20 protein-coding genes and 1 pseudogene are annotated in these 20528 nt (G+C 72.2%); 5 read left to right on the top strand and 16 right to left on the bottom strand.

What is annotated here, in order from left to right; translation table 11 throughout:
- Positions 1-80 precede the first annotated feature (80 nt).
- Positions 81-599 carry a hypothetical protein gene (locus tag ACWGI6_RS04170; protein ID WP_453266029.1) on the top strand — a complete coding sequence of 173 codons (519 nt, stop codon included), beginning with the start codon at positions 81-83 and terminating at the stop codon, positions 597-599.
- A 133-nt stretch (positions 600-732) separates the two neighbouring features.
- Here the strand turns inward: ACWGI6_RS04170 and tgmB are convergent, their stop codons facing one another.
- The 15 genes from tgmB to ACWGI6_RS04095 all read right to left on the bottom strand — a co-directional run bounded on the left by tgmB (position 733) and on the right by ACWGI6_RS04095 (position 15210).
- A complete protein-coding gene (gene tgmB, locus ACWGI6_RS04165) occupies positions 733-1656 on the bottom strand; it encodes an ATP-grasp ribosomal peptide maturase (RefSeq protein ID WP_453266028.1) in 924 nt (307 codons plus the stop codon).
- Positions 1657-1662: 6 nt separating this feature from the next.
- Entirely contained in the window at positions 1663-1854 is a 192-nt protein-coding gene (tgmA, locus tag ACWGI6_RS04160) for a putative ATP-grasp-modified RiPP (protein WP_030079154.1), read from the bottom strand.
- A gap of 424 nt (positions 1855-2278) precedes the next feature.
- Entirely contained in the window at positions 2279-2992 is a 714-nt protein-coding gene (locus ACWGI6_RS04155; RefSeq protein ID WP_453266027.1) for an alpha/beta fold hydrolase, read from the bottom strand.
- Positions 2989-3816, bottom strand: a complete 828-nt coding sequence (locus ACWGI6_RS04150; protein WP_453266026.1) for a DUF1295 domain-containing protein — start codon at positions 3814-3816, stop codon at positions 2989-2991. Before ACWGI6_RS04150 ends, ACWGI6_RS04155 begins: the two co-directional genes overlap by 4 nt.
- Positions 3813-5108 carry a class I SAM-dependent methyltransferase gene (locus ACWGI6_RS04145; protein ID WP_453266025.1) on the bottom strand — a complete coding sequence of 432 codons (1296 nt, stop codon included), beginning with the start codon at positions 5106-5108 and terminating at the stop codon, positions 3813-3815. The genes ACWGI6_RS04150 and ACWGI6_RS04145 overlap by 4 nt, the downstream gene beginning before the upstream one ends.
- Complete coding sequence (locus ACWGI6_RS04140; protein ID WP_453266128.1) at positions 5105-6343, bottom strand: class I SAM-dependent methyltransferase; 1239 nt, start codon at positions 6341-6343, stop codon at positions 5105-5107. Before ACWGI6_RS04140 ends, ACWGI6_RS04145 begins: the two co-directional genes overlap by 4 nt.
- A 77-nt stretch (positions 6344-6420) precedes the next feature.
- Entirely contained in the window at positions 6421-7194 is a 774-nt protein-coding gene (locus tag ACWGI6_RS04135; RefSeq protein WP_453266024.1) for a DUF1365 domain-containing protein, read from the bottom strand.
- Positions 7191-8456: an NAD(P)/FAD-dependent oxidoreductase gene (locus ACWGI6_RS04130; RefSeq protein ID WP_453266023.1), complete on the bottom strand. Its 1266-nt coding sequence runs from the start codon at positions 8454-8456 to the stop codon at positions 7191-7193. The genes ACWGI6_RS04135 and ACWGI6_RS04130 overlap by 4 nt, the downstream gene beginning before the upstream one ends.
- Positions 8457-8682: 226 nt before the next feature.
- The gene (locus tag ACWGI6_RS04125) at positions 8683-9432 is read right to left on the bottom strand and encodes an anti-sigma factor (RefSeq protein ID WP_453266022.1); all 750 of its coding nucleotides are present in this window, start codon (positions 9430-9432) and stop codon (positions 8683-8685) included.
- Complete coding sequence (gene sigK / locus ACWGI6_RS04120) at positions 9429-10016, bottom strand: ECF RNA polymerase sigma factor SigK (RefSeq protein ID WP_393904792.1); 588 nt, start codon at positions 10014-10016, stop codon at positions 9429-9431. The genes ACWGI6_RS04125 and sigK overlap by 4 nt, the downstream gene beginning before the upstream one ends.
- 383 nt (positions 10017-10399) lie before the next feature.
- The gene (locus ACWGI6_RS04115; protein WP_453266021.1) at positions 10400-11629 is read right to left on the bottom strand and encodes a beta-ketoacyl-[acyl-carrier-protein] synthase family protein; all 1230 of its coding nucleotides are present in this window, start codon (positions 11627-11629) and stop codon (positions 10400-10402) included.
- On the bottom strand, positions 11629-11892 hold the full coding sequence (locus tag ACWGI6_RS04110; protein ID WP_453266020.1) for an acyl carrier protein: 264 nt from the start codon (positions 11890-11892) through the stop codon (positions 11629-11631). The genes ACWGI6_RS04115 and ACWGI6_RS04110 overlap by 1 nt, the downstream gene beginning before the upstream one ends.
- Before the next feature lie 281 nt (positions 11893-12173).
- The gene (locus tag ACWGI6_RS04105; RefSeq protein WP_453266019.1) at positions 12174-13748 is read right to left on the bottom strand and encodes an MFS transporter; all 1575 of its coding nucleotides are present in this window, start codon (positions 13746-13748) and stop codon (positions 12174-12176) included.
- Between the two features lie 44 nt (positions 13749-13792).
- On the bottom strand, positions 13793-14575 hold the full coding sequence (locus ACWGI6_RS04100) for a thioesterase II family protein (protein WP_453266018.1): 783 nt from the start codon (positions 14573-14575) through the stop codon (positions 13793-13795).
- A 419-nt stretch (positions 14576-14994) separates the two neighbouring features.
- Positions 14995-15210: a hypothetical protein gene (locus ACWGI6_RS04095; RefSeq protein ID WP_453266017.1), complete on the bottom strand. Its 216-nt coding sequence runs from the start codon at positions 15208-15210 to the stop codon at positions 14995-14997.
- Positions 15211-15388: 178 nt separating this feature from the next.
- Between ACWGI6_RS04095 and ACWGI6_RS04090 the strand changes: the two genes are divergently transcribed.
- The 4 genes and pseudogenes from ACWGI6_RS04090 to ACWGI6_RS04075 all read left to right on the top strand — a co-directional run bounded on the left by ACWGI6_RS04090 (position 15389) and on the right by ACWGI6_RS04075 (position 19534).
- Positions 15389-16357 carry an alpha/beta hydrolase gene (locus ACWGI6_RS04090; RefSeq protein WP_453266016.1) on the top strand — a complete coding sequence of 323 codons (969 nt, stop codon included), beginning with the start codon at positions 15389-15391 and terminating at the stop codon, positions 16355-16357.
- A pseudogene (locus ACWGI6_RS04085) lies at positions 16350-17518 on the top strand (acyltransferase family protein). The gene ACWGI6_RS04090 and the pseudogene ACWGI6_RS04085 overlap by 8 nt, the downstream one beginning before the upstream one ends.
- Before the next feature lie 100 nt (positions 17519-17618).
- Positions 17619-18866: a sensor histidine kinase gene (locus ACWGI6_RS04080; protein ID WP_453266015.1), complete on the top strand. Its 1248-nt coding sequence runs from the start codon at positions 17619-17621 to the stop codon at positions 18864-18866.
- On the top strand, positions 18863-19534 hold the full coding sequence (locus ACWGI6_RS04075) for a response regulator (protein WP_453266014.1): 672 nt from the start codon (positions 18863-18865) through the stop codon (positions 19532-19534). Before ACWGI6_RS04080 ends, ACWGI6_RS04075 begins: the two co-directional genes overlap by 4 nt.
- Before the next feature lie 142 nt (positions 19535-19676).
- On the opposite strand, the gene ACWGI6_RS04070 is transcribed toward ACWGI6_RS04075, so the two are convergent.
- On the bottom strand, positions 19677-20387 hold the full coding sequence (locus tag ACWGI6_RS04070) for a TetR/AcrR family transcriptional regulator (RefSeq protein ID WP_453266127.1): 711 nt from the start codon (positions 20385-20387) through the stop codon (positions 19677-19679).
- Positions 20388-20528: the final 141 nt, after the last annotated feature.

Here is a 20528-nt window from a genome sequence, read left to right as displayed (position 1 = left end):
CGGATCCGCGCCGCGGCTGCTACATCTCGTGTGTGCATCCCGAAGCGGGGGCAGCCCTGTCGGTCCTGTGAGGTGGCGCCTTGTCCGTAGTTCGCAGCGATTCCCTGCCGCCCGCCAGACGGGGGGAACCCCTGCAGCGGTTGCTGTTCGGCGGGGTGTACGGTTCGGTGCTCGCCAGCGCGCTGGCGGCCGCGCTGAGCCATGAAGGCACACCGGCGGATCCCGGGTACGACGCATTGTGGGTGGCGCTGTCAGCAGTGGCGTCGGCCGCGGCGCACGGCTATGCCCACTCCATCGCGCACCGGACGGACGACGACGCCCAGGTCACCGCCAGCGCGGTACGTTCGATGCTGACCGAATGGCCGCTGGTGGCCGCGACGGTGCCGACGATGGCTGTGCTGCTCGGCGCCCAGGCGAAGTGGTGGGGCGAGGAGAGCGCGATCGACGTCGCCCTGACCATCAACATGGTGGCGTTGTTCGGCTGGGGGGTATGGGCGGCCCGGGTGGCGGGCCGGGGCTGGCCGGGGTCCTTCCGGGTCGGTGGTGTGGATGTGCTGATCGGGCTGTTCATCGTGGTGGCGAACGTCTTGATCAAGTAGGGGGACGGCGGGGTGGCCGGGGCGCGCCGTGCTCGGGAGACGGCGCGCCGGGACCGCAGGGAGGAGGGGGGGCGACGCGGCCTCGGCCTCGCGGCGCCGTGGTCCCGCGGCCGACCGCCGCTCCGGGATCAGGTCAAGGTTCCACCGCCAGCCAGGTGGCGATGGCCTGGGCGATGGGCTGGTCGGTCTCCAATTGGACGAAGCCGAACTGGCCGCCCTGGTTGCATTCCAGGAACCACCAGGCCCCGTCCGGGTCTTCTGCGAAGTCAAAGGCACCATAGGCAAGTTGGGCGGTGTCCATATAGTTGCTCACCGCCCGGTGGACGGAGTCCGGCACCTCGGCAGGTTCCCAGGTGCCGTGCTGGGTGAAACGGCTGTCCACTTCCTCGGGATCGGCTTTCTTGCGGGCGGCGAAGAGATGTTCGCCGACGCAGGTCAGCCGGATGTCGGCCTCCTTGGGGATGTGCTGCTGGAGCAGGGTCGGGCCGGCCGCGACCCCGCTGAAGTCCGCGTCCGGGCTGATGCGTGTGGTGGGCAGCACCAGTGGCGGGTCGCCGGGGTGCTTCCCGCTGACCGATTTCACCACGAGGTCCTGGTGGGCGGCGGCGAACTGCCGGGCGACCGCGGGGAACGTAGTGATCAGCGTGGGGGGCACGAGGAAACCGCTGCGATGGGCGATACGGAGCTGCCACGGCTTGTTGCGTGCCTGCACGGAGGCGACGGGATGGTTCATCCAGCGTGCCGGGGTGCACGAGAGCATGCCGTACAGCGCCTGTTCGGACTCCGCCGTGATCCAGGCGGACTGTTCCGCGGCGCGCGCCCCGGGGGTGCCGGGGCGGCGGACCCATACCGAGCGCAGACTGTTGAGGCTCACCATGCGTTCGCCCGATTTGAGATATCCGTGGAAGTCGTTCTCGGCGTACTCCGCCGACACGGCGACCCTCCCCGGCAGGTCGGCGGGGTCGAGGCGGACGAGCGGGACACCGAGGTCCTGCAGCGTCGACACCACGATGTCCGCCGTCAAGTCTTCCTCGCAGGTAAGGACCAGGACGGTCATCGGCGCTCAGTCGTCGAAGTGGGTCTTGGAACCGGCGGTGGAGGCGGTGGTGCCGGTTGCCAGCAGCACCGCCCGGCTACAGGTGGCCGGGCGCCCGTCCGGGAGGACGTTGAGTTGCCGGGTGGCGTCATAGCTGTATGGGGTGGTCGTCGGTGATTTCACCGCCGGACGGGCGTAGCTCAACGCAAACGGTCGCATACCTTCTCCTTCGAAAGCCCGGTTTCTGAGCCCTTGGCACGGGGCAAGCTTTCGGGCCCCGTTTGATGACTCTGCACGGAAGACGCGACAATCTGGTCAGTAAGTTGCCTCTTTTGCTCGTTTCCGGCGATTCTCTTGACGGAAAAGCGACGATCACGTACTCGCCGGCCTTGCCAAGTACCGCCGTCGAGGCATGCCCTGACGGCCCGTTCGGGCAAGAGCGCACTCGGATGCCCCCACCCTGAAGAAGACTTCCCCACACGGGACTTGGGCACGCGGAAGGGCCCCGGCACGGGATCCGTGGGGCGGCGAGAACCGCGCCGGATCAGGCCATCTCTCCCTGCGTCCCGGCCGTGTGGCGACGGACGGGGCGTCGGAAGAAAAGCGTGCTGTGCGGGGCTGCTGGTGCGGGCGGTGCGAGCCGCTACCCGGGGAACCTTCCGTCGGCCGAGACCTGCAACGGTGTGCCGTCCAGGATGGCGGCGACGAGATCCACGGTCAGCCGGTGCCACTGGCGGGCGCCACGGAGCATGGTGTGTCCGCCGCGCGGCATGGCGACCGAATGGGCCCGGGCTCCCGACTGCCGGGCGCGCTCGGCGAAGAGCCAGGAGCCCTCGGCGTCGGTGATCCGGTCGTGCTTGTCGTGCAGCAGCACGACGGTCCTGTCGCGCAGATGGGAGACGGGTTCGTCGGGCGGGCACCACGGGGCGAGCGCGACGATGCCGCGGACCGCCGGATGCCCGCCGGTGTGCAGGGCGGCCCTGCCGCCCATGGAGTGGCCGACGAGCACGACCGGTACGTCAGCGGCGAGCGCGGCCAGCTCGTCGAGCGCCCGGCGGGCGTCCTGGGCGGCGTCCGCCTGCGGCCCGTTCCATCCGCGGCAGCGGTAGCGCACGGAGGCGAGCAGCAGCTCCCGCCCGCGCGGGGGCCGGAAAAGCGCGGATCCGAAGGGCCGCATCCGCAGTGCGGGGAGGTTGAGCCGTGGGGGCGGAGTGCGGCCGTCGGCCCTCCCCCCGTGCATCAGCAGCACCGCGGCCCGTGGCGCGTCCGGATGGCGGTGGACCACCAGCGGCCGGTGCGCGCCCCGGCTTCCGTCGCCGCTGCGGGGGTCCGTGGGCCGTGCCGGGCCTGTCCTCATGGGCGGGGATCCTCCGGGTCGGGGCGGCGGCGCGGTGGCAGCGGAAAGAAACCGCTGGTGCGGGCCGTGTAGGCGGCGTATCCGGGGCGGTCGGCCAGGTGGTTCTCCAGCAGTCGCTTACCGCTGCCGTAGATCAGCAGGTACGACATCACCAGCGGCGAGACCACGGCGACCGCGGCGCTCTGCACGGTGCCACAGGCCAGCAGGAACAGCCCCCACCAGACGAGGAAGTCACCGAAGTAGTTGGGGTGCCGGGTCCAGCCCCACAGGCCGCGGTCCATCACCCGGCCCCGGTGGTCCGGGTCGGCCTTGAACCGGCCCAGCTGGAAGTCCCCGACGCCCTCGAAGACGAAGCCGACCGCCCACAACAGCCCGCCTGCGACGGCACTCGCCCCCAGCGGCACCGCCACATACTGCGCCACCTGCACCGGGAGCGAGATCAGCCACACCAGTCCGCCCTGCAACAGGTACACCGTGCGCAGGGCGTAGACATCACGGCTGCCGGGGGCCTTGGCCAGCAGGCGCTCATAGCGCGGATCCTCGCCGTGCCCGCGCCCACGACGGGCGATATGGACGGACAGCCGCAGTCCCCACACCCCCGTGGCGAGGGTGACCAGGATCCGCCGGCCGTCGTCCCCGTGACCGGCGGACAGGGCACAGGTCGTCAGGGCCACCGCCGTGAACGCCGCTCCCCATGCGATGTCCACCAGCCGGTGCACCCCCTTGGCCCGGGCGACGGCGAACGTGGTGAGCATGACGGCGAACGCGGCACCGGCCGCCGCGGCGAGGTTGACGGCAAAGGCCGCCCAGGGAAATCCGGTCATTGCCGGACTTCCCGCGTATACCAGTCGTCCGGCGTCGCCGGCATGCCGGCTTCTCCCTCCGGAGTGGGGCGTACGGCGAGGATCTGGTCGACGCCCATGCGGCGCTCGGTGAACGCCAGGCCGGCACCGGCCAGATACAGCCGCCACACCCGGGCGGTCGGTTCCCCTCCCAGCGCCACGAACTCCTTCCAGCGGGTCTCCAGTGTGCGGTGCCAGGCGGCGATGGTCCGTGCATAGTGTTCCCGCAGCGATTCGACGGACCGCACCTCCAGCCCGCCGGCCTCCAGCAGGCCCACGGTCTCGCCCAGCGGGCGCATATGCATGTCGGGGGCGATGTAGGACTCCATGAACGCACCGCCTCCGGGCGCGGCGGCACCACGGGACATCTGCTGGATCAGCACCCGCCCCCCGGGGCGCAGCAACGCATGCAGCCGGACGGCGAAGTCCGGGTACTCGGCGTCGCCCACATGTTCCCCCATCTCGATCGCGCACACCGCGTCATAGCCGTCTCCCCTGATGTACCGGTAGTGCCGGAGTTCGACATCGACCAGCTCGCTCAGCCCCAGCGCCGCCACGCGGGCGGTCACGAAGTCGTGCTGCTCTCGCGAGAGCGTGACCGCGGTGACCCGTGCGTGGTGCTCCCGCGCCGCGTGGAGCGAGAGGCTGCCCCAGCCGCAGCCGACGTCCAGGAGGCGGGCGCCGGGACGAAGGCCCAGCTTCCTGCAGACCAGCTCCAGTTTGTCCCGCTGGGCGTCGGCCGGCCCGTAGGACGGGTCGTCGGGGCGTTTCCAGTAGCCGCAGGAGTAGGCCATGGTCTCGTCCAGCAGCAGCGCGTACCAGTCGTTGGAGAGGTCGTAGTGATGGCTGATGGCGGCGCGGTCCCGGACGGTGCTGTGGAGCGCGCCCCGCAGCCGTGCCCGCGGCGCCCCGGGCGCGGGCGGGCGGGGGCCCAGTGCACCGAGCCGCAGTGCGGTGACGGCGGCCCTGGCCAGTTGCCGGGGGCCGGGAGAGCCGGGGGCCGGGCCGTGCTCCCGTACCGAGCGCCACACCCTTCTCAGACCGTCGGCGAGGTCACCGTCGATGTCGAGATCGCCCGCGATGTACGCCTGCGCCAGCCCGAGTTCACCGGGCTGCCACAGCAGACGGCGCAGCGCCCGGGGGGAGCGCAGCACCACGACCGGCGCGGTCTTCGGCCCGGCCTCGCTGCCGTCCCAGGCGCGCAGCCGCACCGGCAGGTTCCCCCCGAAGTGGGCTGCGAGCAGTGCGGCGAGACGGGGCGCGACACGCGTCATCGCAGACCCCCGTCCCGTGCCGTCGTGGCGGCCTTGGTCAGCAGCAGCTGGCGTACGTCCAGGTAGCCGGCCCGGAATCCGGCCTCGCAGTAGGCCAGATAGAACTCCCACATGCGGCGGAACACCACGTCGAAGCCCAACGCACCGACCGTGGCGGGCTGTGCGGTGAAGCGGTCGAGCCACAGCCGCAGCGTTTCGGCGTAGTGGCCGCCGAATCCGTCGTTCTCCTCCACCCGTAGACCGGCGGGTGCGGCGCACTCCTCGATGGCCCGGACGGACGGGATGAGGCCGCCGGGGAAGATGTACTTGTGGATCCAGGTGTAGGTGGTGCGGGTGGCGCGCATCCGGTCGTGCGGCATGGTGATCGCCTGGAGCGCGATCCGGCCGCCGGGCACCAGGAGGCGTTCGAGGGTGTCGAAGTAGACGGGCCAGTAGTCCTCGCCGACGGCCTCGATCATCTCCACGCTCACCACGGCGTCGTAGGCACCGGTCACCTGCCGGTAGTCACACAGCTCGACCGAGACCCGGTCCGCGTAACCGGCCTGCGCGAGCCGCGCCATGGCGAGCTCGCGCTGCTCCTGGGACAGGGTCACGGAGACGACGCGGGCGCCGCGGGCGGCGGCGCGCAGGGCCAGCTCTCCCCAGCCGGTGCCGATCTCCAGCAGGCGTGTGCCCGCGCCGACGCCGGCCAGATCCAGCAGCCGGTCGATCTTGCGGTGCTGGGCATCGGCCAGATCGCTCCACGCGGCGGGACGCTTCCGGAAGAGGGCCGAGGAGTACGTCATGGTCCGGTCCAGGAAGAGCGCGAACAGGTCGTTGGACAGGTCGTAGTGGCGGTGGATGTTCTCCCGTGCGCCCTCCAGTGTGTTGCGCTGTCCGCGGGGCCGGCGCTGCGCCCAGGCGCCACGCAGCCGCTGCAGGGGGCGCGGTACCAGCGAACTGAGGCGGGAGGCGAGGACCGTCAGCGCGCCGACCAGCTCGTCCGCGTCCCACTCCCCCGCCATATAGGACTCGCCGAAGCCGATCAGCCCGTCGGTGCCGATCCGGCGGAAGAACGCGTCCGGGTCGTGTACCCGTAGCAGGGGGCCCTCGGCGCCCGTGACGGGGGCGTCGCCGAGCGCGATCCGCAGCGGCAGGGAGGCGAGTGCCCGTTGGACGATCAGCCGGGTCACGGCGGTCCGGCCGGCCGAGCCGCGTGGACTGCGCGCCACATCCGGCCACTTGGCGGCGTCCACCCGCTCCCGAGTCGTCGTGTGTGCGGCGTACGGGGCGAGGGCGGAACCGGCTGCGGCGCGGTCCGGGACGGAAGTCTTCACTGCATACCCTCCTGGATACGGTGGCGGGGGCGGGCCTGGACGGGCAGACCTCGCAGGAACAGGGCGATGCCGTGGCGGCGGATCCCGGCGGTGACCGCGGCCGTCGACCAGGGGTGGCGCAGCACAGTGGCCAGCAGCTGCCCCGCGGTCGCGGGCCGCCGGGTGCCGCGCACGGTCGCGGTGAACGGCCTGGTGTCACCACGTCGCAGCTGTACGGTCAGATCGAGCCGGTCGGCCGGTTCGGGCAGGCGCATCCGGTAGGCGCCGTCGACCGGGAAGAACGGCGAGACATAGAAGTCCTTGGCGACCTCCGCCCGGCCCTGCTCATCGGTGTGCAGCAGATAGCAGTGGCGCTCGCCGTAGGTGTTGTGCACCTCGGCCACGACGCAGACGGGCGCGCCGCTGTGGTCGTGGCACCAGTACAGGGTCAGCGGATTGAAGACGTGTCCCAGGACCCTGGCGTGCGCGAGCATCAGCACCCGCCCGCCGCCCAGCCGCACCCCACGGCTCGCCAGGAACCGTTCCAGCCCGGCCCGGAGGGACGGTGCGGTGCCGCCGAAGTGATCCCGGGGGTCGAACCGGGCCAGCGGGCGCAGGGCACGGGGCAGCCGCGGCGGACGGTCGAGGTCGACCAGCCACATGTAGGTGCGGTGGCGCAGGGCGTGCCGCACCGGGGCCGTGCGGGCGTGCGAGATCAGGCACTCGTAGAGCGCGGGTGTGCGGATGCCGGTGGCGGGCGCGGCGGCCGGTACGGCGGTACGCGGTGTCACCAGCGCACCCCCAGGGCCGCGGCGGCCTGCACCCCGGAGCGGCAGCCGTCCTCGTGGAATCCCCAGCCGTGGTAGGCGCCCGCGAAGGCGGTGACCGCCGAGTTCAGCTGCGGCAGGCTCTGCTGGGCGGCGACCGACTCCGGTGTGTAGAGGGGGTGTTCGTAGACCATGCGCGCCAGGACCCGGTCGGTGGCGACCCGGTCGGTGGCATTGAGGGTGACGAGGTAGTCCTCGGGGGTGTCCAGCCGTTGCAGACGGTTCATGTGGTAGCTGACCTGCACCTGGTCAGCGGGGGTATGGCAGGAGGCCATCAGGTAGTTCCACGAGGCCCGGGCCCCGCGTGCGCGCGGCAGCAGCGAGGTGTCGCTGTGCAGCAGGGTGCTGTTGCGCGAGTAGCGGAACGCGCTCAGGACCCGCCGTTCGTCATCGGTGGGGTCGGCGAGCATCCGCAGCGCCTGGTCGGGGTGGACGGCCACCACCACCGCGTCGTACGCGCGCTCCGTGCCGTCCTCGGCAACGACCGTGGCCCGGTCGTGGCTGCGGTGCACCGCTCGCACCGGCGTGCCGGTACGGACCACCGTGAGCTGCTTGCCGACCCTGCTGACGTACTCCACCGAGCCGCCGGTCACCGTCTTCCACTGAGGGGAGCCGCTGACGGACAGCAGCCCGTGGTGTTCGAGGAAGCGGAACAGATAGGCGGCCGGATACTGCATGGCGGTCGTGGGGGCGCAGGACCATACCGCGGAGACCAGCGGAGTGACGAAGTGGGTGATGAAATACCGTGAAAAGCCGCAGCCGGTAAGGAATGTGCCGAGGGTCAGCGTGTCACCGCGCTCGGTGGCGAGCGTGGTGCGCGCGGCGCGGTGGAAGGCCCGGATCTCGGTCAGCATCCGCAGATAGCGCCCCCGCAGGGCGCTGCGCGGCTGGGCGAACAGCCCGGCCGGCCCGCGGGCGCCGGCGTACTCCAGACCGCAGCCCTCGCACCGTACGGACATGCTCATCTCGGAGTCCTGGGTGGCCACCCCGAGTTCGCGGAACAGCCGCAGCAGCAGCGGGTACGTGCGTTCGTTGTGGACGATGAAGCCGGTGTCGACGCGGACCACCCGGCCGTCTCCCGAGGCCGTGTCGTGGGTGTGGGCGTGGCCGCCGAGACGGTCCTCCGCCTCGTACAGCGACACCTCACATCCGCCTTGCTGCAGCACATACGCGGCGGTCAGTCCCGCTACCCCGCCGCCCACCACAGCTATCCGTCGAAGCTCCACAGCAGGTGCCTCCTCATGTCGGGGCGGGGCCGCGTCCGGGGTGCGACGGCCCGCTCACTGAGGGATTCGGTACCGGGTGCGGCGCGGATTGGTCCCGATGTTCCGGACCGCCGCGACGAGCGGGAGTTCGTGGCGCCTGGAGGCCGGCGGTTCAGACCGGGCACGCCGACGGGACCGGCGGCCGCGCCGTGGGACGGCCGCCGGTGTCACCCGTCGTTTCCGGAGGTCACACCCGGAGCAGGCCCAGCGGCGGACTGGTGGGACTGCTGGAACCACCCGGAGGTTCGGCCGTGACGCCGACCCCGTCCGCGCCCTGCGGCCCGCCGGTCAGCAGCATCGTGCCCGAGGAGCGGCCGGGCTCGACGAGACCGGCGGGCACCATGGTGCCGTTGCGGCTGTACCAGAGCTCGTACACCCGCTGGCCCGGCAGTGCCGGCAGCCCGTGATAGAGGAAGGCGGTCTGTCCCCTCCGCTTGGAGGCCACCACGGTGCCGCTGCCCCCGCCCTTGAAGGCCGTGGTGTGGAAGGTGGCGTCCGGCGCCGTCATCAGGGCACTGACCGCGGCCGCCTGCTGTTCGGCGCGGACGGTACGGTCCCGCTGCCGGTCGGCGTCGTACCGGGCGTTGACGGCCAGCCCGCCGGTGACCGCGGCGACGGCCAGACAGGCGGCGGCCGCGAAGTAGGGCAGGCGATGGCGCAGTCGCCGTCCGCGCATCGGGACCACGGTCGCCTCACGCCGTATCGGCGGCAGCTGCCGGACCTCCGGCAGGGCCGCCATCACCCGGGTCCGGAGGTCCGCCGGGGGCACCTCGGCGACCGCCAGGGCGAGTCGGGCCGCGGTTTCCTGCAGCTCCCGTACTTCCTGGGTGCAGGCCTCGCACTGGGCGAGGTGGCGGGTGAACTCCGCCGCCTCGTGCTCGGACAGTGCGCCCAGGGCGTAGGCACCGGTGAGTGTGTGCAGATCGACGGTGTTCATGCCGACACCCCCAGGCAGTCGCGGAGCCGGATCAGGCCGTCGCGCAGCCGTGTCTTGACCGTCCCCAGCGCCGTGCCGAGCAGGTCGGCGGTCTCCCGGTAGGTGTAGCCGCGGTAGTAGGCGAGCGTCACCGACTCCCGTTGCAGTTCGGTCAACTGCCCCAGACAGCGGCGCACCTGCTCACGCTCCAGTCGGCGTTCGACCTGCTCGCTGACCTCGTCGAAGGCCGCGGTGTAGGCGTGCAACCCGGCCCGGTGGTCGCGGTCGGCCGCCGCCTGGACCGAGCGCACCCGGTCCACCGCCCGCCGGTGGGTCAAGGTCATGATCCAGGCCATGGCGCTGCCCTGCCGCACGTCGAAGCGGGCCGCGGACCGCCACACCTCGATCAGCACCTCCTGTGCCACCTCCTCGGACTGGGCCGGATCCCGCACCACCCGCCGCACCAGGCCCAGTACGGATCCGGCCACCGCTGTGTAGAGACTCTCGAACGCGTGCTGGTCGCCGCGGGAGACGCGGTCGAGCAGTGATTCCAGGGCACCGGAATGCGGCGCTGAGGATCGGTCGCCGCGGGCTGCGACGGGCATGGACACCTCCGGACTGTGACATGGTCACCAGTGATTCGGCGCCGGGCGACACCTGGATTGGTCGGAAGGGATTCTGGCGTACGCCGCGGCGGGCGCCGCACGCGGGCCCGGCCACCGCGGTGCCGTCACCGGCGTCGGCGCCGGGCGGCCGGGACCGCACGGAATCCGCATACCCGGCCACCGGGCCGCACCATGCGCGCGACGGCGGACGAGGCCACCGGCCCACCGAATTTCCGCGCGTCGCATGCCGCTTCACGGCCCCGTACCGCGGAAGGATCACGGTCGGGCTCGTCGAGGCGCAGAGAGGAACGGGCGATGCGGTAGCCGTGGCTTTCGATCCGGCCCGGCGCGCACCGTGGGCTGTTCGCCGCCCCGCGTGCGCGTCAGGCGGACCGGAAGACCAGTGCGGCGTTCTGGCCGCCGAAGCCGGTGGACAGGCTGGCGGCGGCGGACTGGGCCGTGGTGCGGGGGACCTTGGCCACGATGTCCAGGTCGATGTCGAGGTCGGGGTCCTCGTGGTTGGCGGTGGGAGGGATGGTGTCCCGTTGCAGGCTCATGACGGTGACGGCCGCTTCGATGGCACCGGCCGCTCCGATGGCGTGCCCGAGCGCGCCTTTGAGGGAGGTGACGGCGGGGGGCTCGGGGAAGACGCTGCGCAGCGCCCTGGCTTCGGCCAGGTCGTTGCGCCGGGTTCCGGTGCCGTGCGCATTGATGTGGTCGATGTCCCCGGGCGCGGTGCCGGCGTCGGCCAAGGCGGCGGTGAGGGCCGCCGCGGCTCCCCGGCCGTCCGGGTCGGGGGCGGCGTAGTGGTAGGCGTCGCAGCTCGCCCCGTAGCCGACCAGATGGGCGCGGGGGCGGGCACCGCGGGCATGCGCGTGGTCGGGGCGCTCCAGTACCAGGACGGCCGCGCCTTCGGACAGGACGAATCCGTCGCGCCCGGCGTCGAAGGGGCGGCAGGCCCGCGCGGGGTCCTCCGTCCGCCGGGAGAGGGCTCCCATCCGGTGGAAGCAGGCCGCGGGGATGGGGTGGCGCGCGGATTCCGCTCCGCCGGCCAGCACGATGTCGCAGCTCCCGGCGCGCAGCAGATCACGGGCGATGCCCAGGGCGTTGCTGCCGGAGGCGCAGGCGGTGGAGACGGCGAAGTTGGGTCCCGTGACCGTCAGGTCGAGGGCGATTTCGGCGGCTGCCATGTTGGGCACACTGCGGGTGATGGCGAGCGGCGAGATGTCCAGGGGGCGGCCGGCCGCGAGCTTGGCGAACTCGCCGACATAGCGTTCCATGCTGCCCGTGCCCGTCCCCATGACCACCCCGACGCGCGCGGCGTCCCATTCGGTGGGGCCGAGGCCGGCATCCGCGACGGCGTGCCGGGCGGCGAGGAGAGCCATGGCCACGAAGCGGTCCAGCCGCCAGGCGGCCTTGCGGCCGACCATGGCGGCGGTGTCGAAGTCCGGCACCCGACAGGAGATGTCCACCGGCAGGCCCGCCAGTTCCGGGTCCCGGGCGGCGGTGGACCGGCCGGTGAGCAGACCGTCCCAGGTTGCCCGGGCGCCGATCCCGGCCGGGCTGATGACCCCGAGGCCGGTGACGGCGACCTCGCGGCACTGACTGGGCATCAGGCCCCGCTGTTCGGCGCCGCGGTCAGAGCGGTGTCGGCGTCCCGGGCGTCCATGAGCGCCGCCAGCCCGCCGATGGTCGTCTGCAGGGGAATGTCCTCCAGCGAGATCCCGGTGCGCTCCTGCAGCATCAGACCCATCTCGACGAGAGCGAGCGAGTCCAGCCCCAGATCCTCGAAGGTGCGCTCGGGGGTGACCTCGGCCGGGTCGAGATCGAAGGTTTTGGTGAGGGTGCTGGTGATCAGCTCGGTACTGGTGGGCACGGGTGACTCCTTCAATGGGTGAGGTGGTGCCGGCGAAGGCCTCGGGCGCAGTGCGGTCCGGGCGCGGTACGTCGGTGCGGACGGGGCACCACGCGTGCGTTCAGCGGGAGCCCGGGGCACCCCGGAACGTGCCGGTGCGGACGGGGCTGTGCATCGCGGCTCCAGGCGGGCGGGCGGCGGTCGGCACCGGAAACCGGTGCGCGGAGGGCGGTCTCGCGCTCCCTACTGTCGCCGACCCGGTCCTCGGGCAACGGCCCTGATGGCACCTCTGAACGAGTGACTTATCGCTCTATAACGCCGGGTGCGCGACCTCCCCGGGCTCCGGCCGCGGCGGGCGGGGCGGTATGGCCGTCGCGGGAGAGACGGGCGTCGTGGGGCTCGGCCGGCCGGCCGAGCCAGCGTGCGGCCGCGGCGGCGGTGAGCAGTGTGACGGCTCCGGCAACGACGGCGGTGAGCGTCATCGCGTCCGTGAAGGCTCTGCGCGCGGCGGCCAGCACGCCGGCGCGCAGCGGGCCGGGGAGGCGCATCGCCTGTGCGGGGACGGACAGCATGCTGTGCTCGGCCGCTTCCGCCACGAGTGCGGGGGCGTGCAGATCGGTGAGGGAGGTGGTGAGGCGGGAGGTGAAGACGGCCGCGAGCACGGAGCCTTGGACGGCCACACCGAGGGCGGAGCCGACCTGGCGGGTGGCGTCGTTGATGGCCGATCCGAGCCCGGCTCGCTCGGTGGCGACCGAGCCCATCACGGACTCGGTGGCCGCTGCCGCCACCAGTCCGGCGCCCACGCCCGCGAGCAGCTGGAAGGCCGCGCAGTGCGGGTAGCCGGAGTCGGGGGTGGTGGTCGCCAGGACGGCGAAGCCGGCCGTCACCAGCATCAGACCGCCGACGACGGGGACCTTCCCGCCCAGCCGTGCCCGTACGGGCACCGCGCACACCGCGCCGAGCGCGAGTCCGGCCGGCAGGGGCAGCGTCCGCACACCGGCCTGCCAGGGGCTGAAGCCGAGCACCCCCTGGAGATACAGGGTCAGCACGAACAGCGCCCCGAACATGGCGAAGGACATCAGGGCGAGGGCCGCCGCGGCCACACCGATGCCCGGCACCCGCAGCAGGTACAGCGGGAGCATGGGGGCGGGCGTGCGCAGTTGCCGGCCGACGAAGGCGGCCAGCAGCAGTGCGGCGGCGGTGAATCCGGTGAGCGCGGCCGGGCTGGTCCAGCCGCGGTGCGGGCTTTCGGTGATCGACCACACCAGGGCCAGCAGCCCCGCGGCCGACAGGGCGGCACCGGGCACATCGAAGCCGGTGCGCCGCTTCGCACGGGACTCGGGTACCAGGGCAAGGGCCAGGACGATGATGACGGCGGCCAGGGGCAGATTGATCCAGAAGGCGGCGCGCCAGGAGGCGTGCTCCACCAGCCAGCCGCCGATGACCGGACCGCACAGGCCGCCCATGCCGCCGACCGCGGCCCATGCGGCGATCGCCCGGCTGCGCAGACGGGCTTCGGGGAACAGCTGGTGAATGACCGCCAGCGTGGCCGGCATCAGCAAGGCCGCCCCGGCTCCCATGGAGCAGCGCGCGGCGATCACCTGCCACGGGTGACCGGCCAGCGCGCCACCGAGCGAGGAACCCGCGCAGACCGTCACCCCGCAGACGAAGGAACGCCGCCGGCCCCAGGCATCGGTGAAGGCGCCCACGGCCAGCACCGTGCCGCCGAGTACCAGGGCGTAGCCGTCCACGATCCACTGCACCTGCGCCGTGGAGGTGTCCAGGTCGCCCTGCAAGTCGGGGACGGCGACATTGAGGACCGTCAGATCCAGGCCGAGCATGAACAGGCCGAGGCACACGACGGCGGCCGCTCCCACGCGCCGGGCAGGTCCGACCGGTCCGCCGGCCGGCGCGGCGGCCGTCATGCCGTCGTCACGGGGCGGTTGATGACGGTGTCGAGCGCACCGGTGAGGTGGCTCACCAGCGCCTTCGTCCCGGTCTGCAGGTAGGTGTGCCCGCCGGGGAAGAGCTCGGGCAGGGTGGGCGTGGTGACCAGGTCGTTCCATGCCTGGAGTTCCTGCACGGGGGTGACGGGGTCCTGCTCGCCGCCGTAGAGGGCCAACGGCACATCGAGGGGCGGCTCGGGGCGGTGGCGGTAGTGCAGGAGCAGCAGGCAGTCGGCCAGCAGCGGGGTGCAGGCGGCGGCCATCAGACGTGCGTCGGCGAGCAGTTGCTCGGGGATCGGGCCGACGAGTTCCCTGATGCCCTCCAGGCCGGCCGTCAGGCGCGGCGGCAGCCCGGCGCTGTAGGCATCGATATGCGGCGCCGACAACGAGGAGACACCCAGCAGCGAGGGCAGGCGGCCGTGGGTGCGCCGCAGATGACGGATCGCCTCGTAGGCCAGCAGCGCGCCCGCGCTGTGTCCGAAGACCGCGAACGGACGGGGGTCGGCCCAGTCGTCCAGCACCGCGGCAAGCCGGGCGCTGAGATAGGCGGGATCGGTCAGCGACGGTTCCGCCGAGCGGGCCCCCCGGCCGGGCAGCGCCACGGAACACGGCTCGACCCAGGGCGGCAGCATCGGGACCCATCGCAGATAGCAGTCCGGACCGGCCCCGGCGGGCGGCACGCAGTACAAGCGCAGCGCCGCCTGCGGACGGGCGGCCAGCAGCACGCGCTGCGGCACCGCCGACGCCGCTACCGTCACCGACGTCGACTCTTCCGTGAAACCGACACCCACGACACACGCCCTTCGCCTCGCGCTCCACTGGTCCGGACTCCGCCCTTGTAGCGCAGGGCGCCCCGAACGGGGCCGCGTTCAGCCGTGGCGTCGGGACCGTCCCGGCATCACGGCCGGCCGGCCGGCGGGGCCCGGGAGCCGTCCGGCCGGGCACAAGACCGATGCCCACGCCGACCCTGCCCTCCCCCGCCGCCGCACTCCACACACCACGCACGGCGCCGCCCCCCTCTGACACCAACGGCGGCAGCCGGCGCAGGTGCCCTGAAGCAGCCTCCGGTTCATCGGCTGTCGGGGTCGCCTTCGAGCTCTCGGTGCACGGTGCCGGCGCTCCGGTGGTCGGCGTGCCCCGCGAGTTCTGTGTCCTTTGCCGGCGGCGTCGGTAAGGCTCACGCCTGGGTGGGGTCGATGGTGAAGCGTTCGGGGTGGGCGGCGCGGACGTAGTGGATCGCGGTGTGCGAGGTGATGCCGAACAAGCGCATCAGCCGGCCCGGGTCCTTGCCCACGTGACGGCGGTGGCGGAGCTGGATGCCGTCGTCACGGAGGAGATGGCACCGGACGAGGAGACCCAGGCACTGGCCCGCGGCGGAGGTAACCGTCCGCAAGGTATGAGTCCACGGACGGCGCGGCCCCACTGTCCACCGCCCGTCCGTCGCCCCTACCCCTAGTACCTGAGAGCTACGCGGGAAGTGCGCTCCACGGCGGGACGCCGACCAAGTGGGGTGATCCATAGCTTCGGTACCGGAAGCACGACCGGCTTCCGGTACGGAAGGACCCTCCCTCATGGCGCCCCGCCCGCCCGGCAGCCGCCCGCTGCGCACCCTGCTCGCCGTACTCGTCGCCGCCTCGGTGACCGTGCCCGTGTCGGGTGCGGCCCGCCCCTCGGCCGTTCCGGCACCTGTCCCGGTGGCCCTCGCACCGCTGCGGTCCCCCGGACCCGCCGCCCTCGCCGAGCGGTACGCCGTCAACCGCGACAGCATCCGCGCGGCGGAGCGGATGGCCGAGGGCCACGGCGACCGGGCGCGGGCCGAGGCGTTGCGCCTCATGGCCGGCCCGGCACGGCAGTTCCTGTCCTTCGACGGCCGCAACGGGGGCCGCACCGCCGAGGTCTTCGGCGACCTGGCGCGGGCCGGCCGGATCGCCGTACTGGTGCCGGGCTCGGACACCAACCTCGACAGGTACGGACGCCTGAGGGCGGGTGCGACGGCGCTGAGTCAGGAGCTGGGTGACCGGTCCGCCGTCATCGCCTGGCTCGGATACGAGACGCCGGCCACGGTGAGCACCCGGGCCGTGACACCGGGCCTCGCCGAGGAGGCCGCTCCCCAACTTCGCGCATTCGTCCACGAGGTGGTGGCACTTCGGCCGCCCGCCCGGATCACCGTCCTCTGCCATTCCTACGGTTCCGTGGTCTGCGGCCGGGCCGCTTCGGGGCTCGATGCCGCGGACATCGTCCTGTACGGCAGCCCCGGGGCCGGTGCCGACAGCGTCGCTGCACTGCACACCCGAGCAACCGTGTGGGCCGGCCGGGGCGACGACGACTGGATCGCCGAAGTGCCGCACACGCAGGTGCAATTTTCCTTCCTCACCCTGGGGTTGGGGACCGACCCGGTCTCGCCCGCCTTCGGCGCCCGGATCTTCCCAGCAGGTGCCGGCGGCCACAGCAACTACCTCGAGCCCGGTTCCGTATCCCTGCGGAACCTCGCCCGGATCGTCTCCGGACAGGCCCTTGCCAAGGAGGGCCACGGTGCGTGACCTCGTCCGGCGGATCGCCTCCGCGACCCCGCCCGATCGCGACCGTGGCATCGACGCGCTGCGTGCGCTCGCCATCCTCGGTGTGGTGCTCGGGCATTGGCTGGTGACCGCCCTGGTCGTCGACAGCGGCGCGGTGCACGTCGCCAGCCCGCTCCACTCCATGCCGCACCTCACCCCGGTCTCCTGGGTTTTCCAGACCCTTGCGGTCTTCTTTCTGGTGGGCGGCCGGGTGGCGGCGAGGAGTTATGCCGCTGCCCGTGTCCAGGGGGGTACGTACGGGCGGTGGCTCGGCGCCCGGACAGCCCGGCTGTTGCGGCCGGTTGCGGCCCTCCTGGTGGTGTGGAGCGTGGTGGCGGGCGCGCTGCTCGCCACCGGCGCCGGCCTGGAGACCGTACACACACTGGGCAAACTGGCGCTGTCCCCCCTCTGGTTCCTGGTGGTCTTCATGGCACTGACGGCAGCGACCCCGCTGGTCACCGGACTGCATCCGGTGTGGCCACTCGCCGTCGTCCTGCACATCGACCTGATCCGGTTCGGCCTGGGCGGGCCGGCCTGGCTCGGCTGGATCAATGTACTGGCGGGCTGGCTGGTCCCGTACTGCCTGGGCGCTGCCTGGGCCCGGGGCGGGCTGCGGAGCCGGCCGACCGCGTGGGTGCTGCTGCTCGGCGGCGCCACCGCCACCGTCGGACTCGTCGTGTGGGCCGGCTACCCGCCGCCATGGTCGGGGTGCCCGGCGCCGGCATATCCAATCTCAACCCGCCCACCCTCGCGGCCGTCACCTTCGGTCTCGCCCAGTCGGGGGCGGCGCTGCTCTTGCTCGGTCCGCTGCGCCGGATGCTGCAACGCCCTGTGCTCTGGGCGGCGGTGGCCGTGATGAACCTCTGGGCGATGACTGTCTTCCTGTGGCACCAGACCGCGCTGATGGCGGTGACGGCGGTCGGACTGTCGGCGGGCGAGCCGCTGACCGGCCTGCACACCGTCCCCGACGGCTTCGGCTGGGTGGTCGCCCGGCTGGCCTGGCTGCCGGTGTTCGCGCTGACGCTGCTGATGTGCTGGGCCGCGTTCCGGACGTATGAGCAAGGGCGCCCCCAAGTCGGCGGCGTCACTCGGGTCGTACGCGAACAACAGCCCGTACGCGTGGCGGAAGTGGGGCGTGATTAGGGTGAGCCTTGTGGATACGGGGGTCGGGGAGGGTGGGGGGCGGCGGTCGACAGCCTCCCTCGGGACGGTGCTGCGCACTGTGCGCACGGGCTTGTGGACGGTGGCACGCGACCCACTGCCACGCCTGCCATGGCTGGCCTGGCTCCCACATGTCCACGTGGTGCTGTTCGCGCTGCTCATGCTCCTGCTCAACACCAACGAGTACCAGCATGACTTCGACCCGATTCCCACCCGCGTGCTGCTGCTCAACGGGCTGCAGTCGGCAGCCGCCGTCCTCGCGCTGTCCCGCCCGGTACCCGCCTGGTGGTTGTCGACGATCAGCCTCTTCCTGACCTCGGTGACCGTGGATTACGGTGCCACCCACGACACACCGTGGCCCTGGAGTATCGCGGGGATCGCGCTGCACACCCTCGTGCTGCTCCTCCTCGCACTCCGGGTCCGCCCCCTCATCGCGGCCGAGGCGCTGGTGATCAGCGTCCTGGCCGGAGCGGCCCCCCTGTCCTGGGCGTATCCCGGCCCGCACCAGGACGTCATGCAGGGCGCCGTGAGCTTCGCGACCGCAGTGGTGGTCGGCGGCTCGCTGCGCATCAGCCGGGTGGCCCGCAGACGGCTGGTCGAGCAGGAGGTGCTCACCGCGGAGGAGCGGGCCCAGCGCACTGTGCTGGAGGAGCGCAACCGGATCGCCCGCGAGCTGCACGATGTGGTCGCCCACCACATGTCGGTGATCTCCATCCAGGCACAGGTCGCACCGCACCTGGTCGAGAGCCCGTCCGAGGAGCTGCGGGAGAACCTCACGGGCATCCGTGAGAGCGCGGTCGAGGCCCTGACCGAACTGCGGCGGGTCCTGGGCGTTCTGCGCTCGGAGGACGCCCTGTCGGCAGGGGCGCAACATGCCCCGCAGCCCACACTCGGCCGGCTGGACGAACTGATCGGCAAGGTACGCGGCGCCGGGGTGGTGGTGACCGCCGAGACCGTCGGTGCGGCTCGCCCGTTGGCACCGGGCATCGAACTGTCGGCGTTCCGCATCGTGCAGGAGGCGCTGAGCAATGCGATGCGGCATGCGCCGGGAGCCGCGGTGCGGGTGACGGTCGGATACCACCGCGACGGCCTCACCCTCCGGATCACGAACACCGCACCGGACGGGCCCGCCCTGCCCTCGCCCGGGTCGGGGCACGGGCTGCTGGGGATGCGCGAACGCAGTGCCATGCTCGGCGGCGAACTGGCCGCCGGCCGCACTCCGGACGGCGGCTACGAAGTCACCGCCGTCCTGCCCGGCGGCCCCCCTCGGCAGACCGCCGGTCCTGCCGCCCCTGCCGTCCCCGTCACCCCTGTTGAGGACGCCCCGTGACCACCATCCGCGTGCTGATCGCCGACGACCAGGTGATGGTCCGCCAGGGATTCACGGTGCTGCTCAACGCCGAACCCGGCATCGAGGTCGTCGGCCAGGCCGTCGACGGCCTCGATGCCGTTGCCCAGGTCGCCGAACTCGCCCCGGACGTCGTCCTGATGGACGTCCGAATGCCCCGGCTCGGCGGCATCGAGGCGACCCGTCAGCTCACCGAACCGGCCGGCGCCACCGTCAAGGTCCTTGTTCTGACCACCTTCGACCTCGATGAGTACGTGTACGAGGCACTGCGAGCGGGCGCCTCCGGGTTCCTGCTGAAGGACGCCTCGGCGGCCGAACTCGCCCAGGCGGTACGGGTGGTGGCGGCCGGCGACGCCCTGCTCGCGCCGAACATCACCAAGCGCCTGATCGCCGAGTTCTCCCGGGTCACCAGCTCCCCTCGCACCCCGCTCAAGGACCGCATCGGTGACCTGACGGAACGCGAGACCGAGGTCCTGGCCCTGGTCGCCCAGGGTCTGTCGAACGGGGAGATCGCGGAGCGTCTGGTGGTGGCGGAGCAGACCGTGAAGAGCCATGTGGGCCGGATTCTGGTCAAGCTGGGCCTGCGCGACCGGACACAGGCCACCGTCTTCGCGTATGAGACGGGGCTGATACGCCCGGCCGGATATTGAGCCGCCGTTCGGCGGGGCGCTGCCGCATCGATTCCGGTCGACGTCCACTTCCGCGTCGACGCCCACGGGTTCGCCGGCAAGGCGCGCGGCACGTTCTCCGTCAGCCATCGCCTCGGCAAGGACTCGGGCACTGATCCTGCGGCTACAGCTGGAAGGAATCCGCCAAGAGGTCGATCTGGGCGGTGAGCAGAGTCTGCGCCCGGTGCCCCATCCCGGCGTACTGGCCGGACACCTCCAGGCTGACCGTGCCGTGCAGTTGCGACCAGGTCAGCACCGTACCGGCGAGGGCCGTCCCCGCCGCCTCGTCGTGCGGAGCCAGCCCGGTGTGCTGCGCCAGCCAGTCGGCGACGCCGTCGTCCTTGCGTACCCAGGCCTCCATTTCGTCGACGACCGGCCGCAGCGCCGTAGTGGGGACGCCCTCGGCGAACACCTTCAGGAACGGGCCCAGGACAGCCCGCGCACGGAGCAGGGTGTCGGGCGGAGCCGCGTAGCCGGGTACCGGGGTTCCCTGGATCAGCAGATAGCGGTGCGGCTGCGCGAACGCCCAGCTCCGGTAGGCGTCGGCGAGCGCGTGCAGGGTGGCTCGCGCGCCGTCGGCGGGCACTGCGCCGACACCCTCGATGGTGCGCGCCACCTCGTCATAGGCGTCCCGGATCAGCTCACCCAGCAGGTCGTCGCGGCCGGCGAAGTAGCGGTAGAGGGCGGGGCCGGACAGCCCCATGTCCTTGGCGATACGGGTGAGCGCCACGGCTTGGACTCCCCCTTCGGCGAGCTGCTGCAGCGCGGCCGCCTTGATCTCCGCGCGGTTCTGCTCGCGGTAGCGGGCCCGGGGGCTCCGTCCTTCGGCGGCCATGTTCTCCTCCTGCGTTCGCGACGGCATCCAGCAAGTGTGAGGGGTCATTGCTGATCGTATCCAACACACCTATTGAAACGAGCCATCACTAGAGTTATGGTCTCTAACAGAAGCGAAAGAGCAAAGCGGAGATCGCCTCAC

It is taken from the genome of Streptomyces sp. NPDC054786 (assembly GCF_053611685.1).
The sequence above is the reverse complement of the archived record's forward strand: the minus strand, read 5'-3'. Positions and strand labels throughout refer to the sequence as shown.

What these genes read in the sequence shown, in the direction of transcription:
- ACWGI6_RS04145 (WP_453266025.1), bottom strand. Translation starts at nt 5,108, where the DNA reads ATGACGCGTGTCGCGCCCCGTCTCGCCGCACTGCTCGCAGCCCACTTC.
- ACWGI6_RS04115 (WP_453266021.1), bottom strand. Translation starts at nt 11,629, where the DNA reads ATGCCCAGTCAGTGCCGCGAGGTCGCCGTCACCGGCCTCGGGGTCATC.
- ACWGI6_RS04155 (WP_453266027.1), bottom strand. Translation starts at nt 2,992, where the DNA reads ATGAGGACAGGCCCGGCACGGCCCACGGACCCCCGCAGCGGCGACGGA.
- ACWGI6_RS04090 (WP_453266016.1), top strand. Translation starts at nt 15,389, where the DNA reads ATGGCGCCCCGCCCGCCCGGCAGCCGCCCGCTGCGCACCCTGCTCGCC.
- sigK (WP_393904792.1), bottom strand. Translation starts at nt 10,016, where the DNA reads ATGCCCGTCGCAGCCCGCGGCGACCGATCCTCAGCGCCGCATTCCGGT.
- tgmA (WP_030079154.1), bottom strand. Translation starts at nt 1,854, where the DNA reads ATGCGACCGTTTGCGTTGAGCTACGCCCGTCCGGCGGTGAAATCACCG.
- tgmB (WP_453266028.1), bottom strand. Translation starts at nt 1,656, where the DNA reads ATGACCGTCCTGGTCCTTACCTGCGAGGAAGACTTGACGGCGGACATC.
- ACWGI6_RS04125 (WP_453266022.1), bottom strand. Translation starts at nt 9,432, where the DNA reads ATGAACACCGTCGATCTGCACACACTCACCGGTGCCTACGCCCTGGGC.
- ACWGI6_RS04150 (WP_453266026.1), bottom strand. Translation starts at nt 3,816, where the DNA reads ATGACCGGATTTCCCTGGGCGGCCTTTGCCGTCAACCTCGCCGCGGCG.
- ACWGI6_RS04070 (WP_453266127.1), bottom strand. Translation starts at nt 20,387, where the DNA reads ATGGCCGCCGAAGGACGGAGCCCCCGGGCCCGCTACCGCGAGCAGAAC.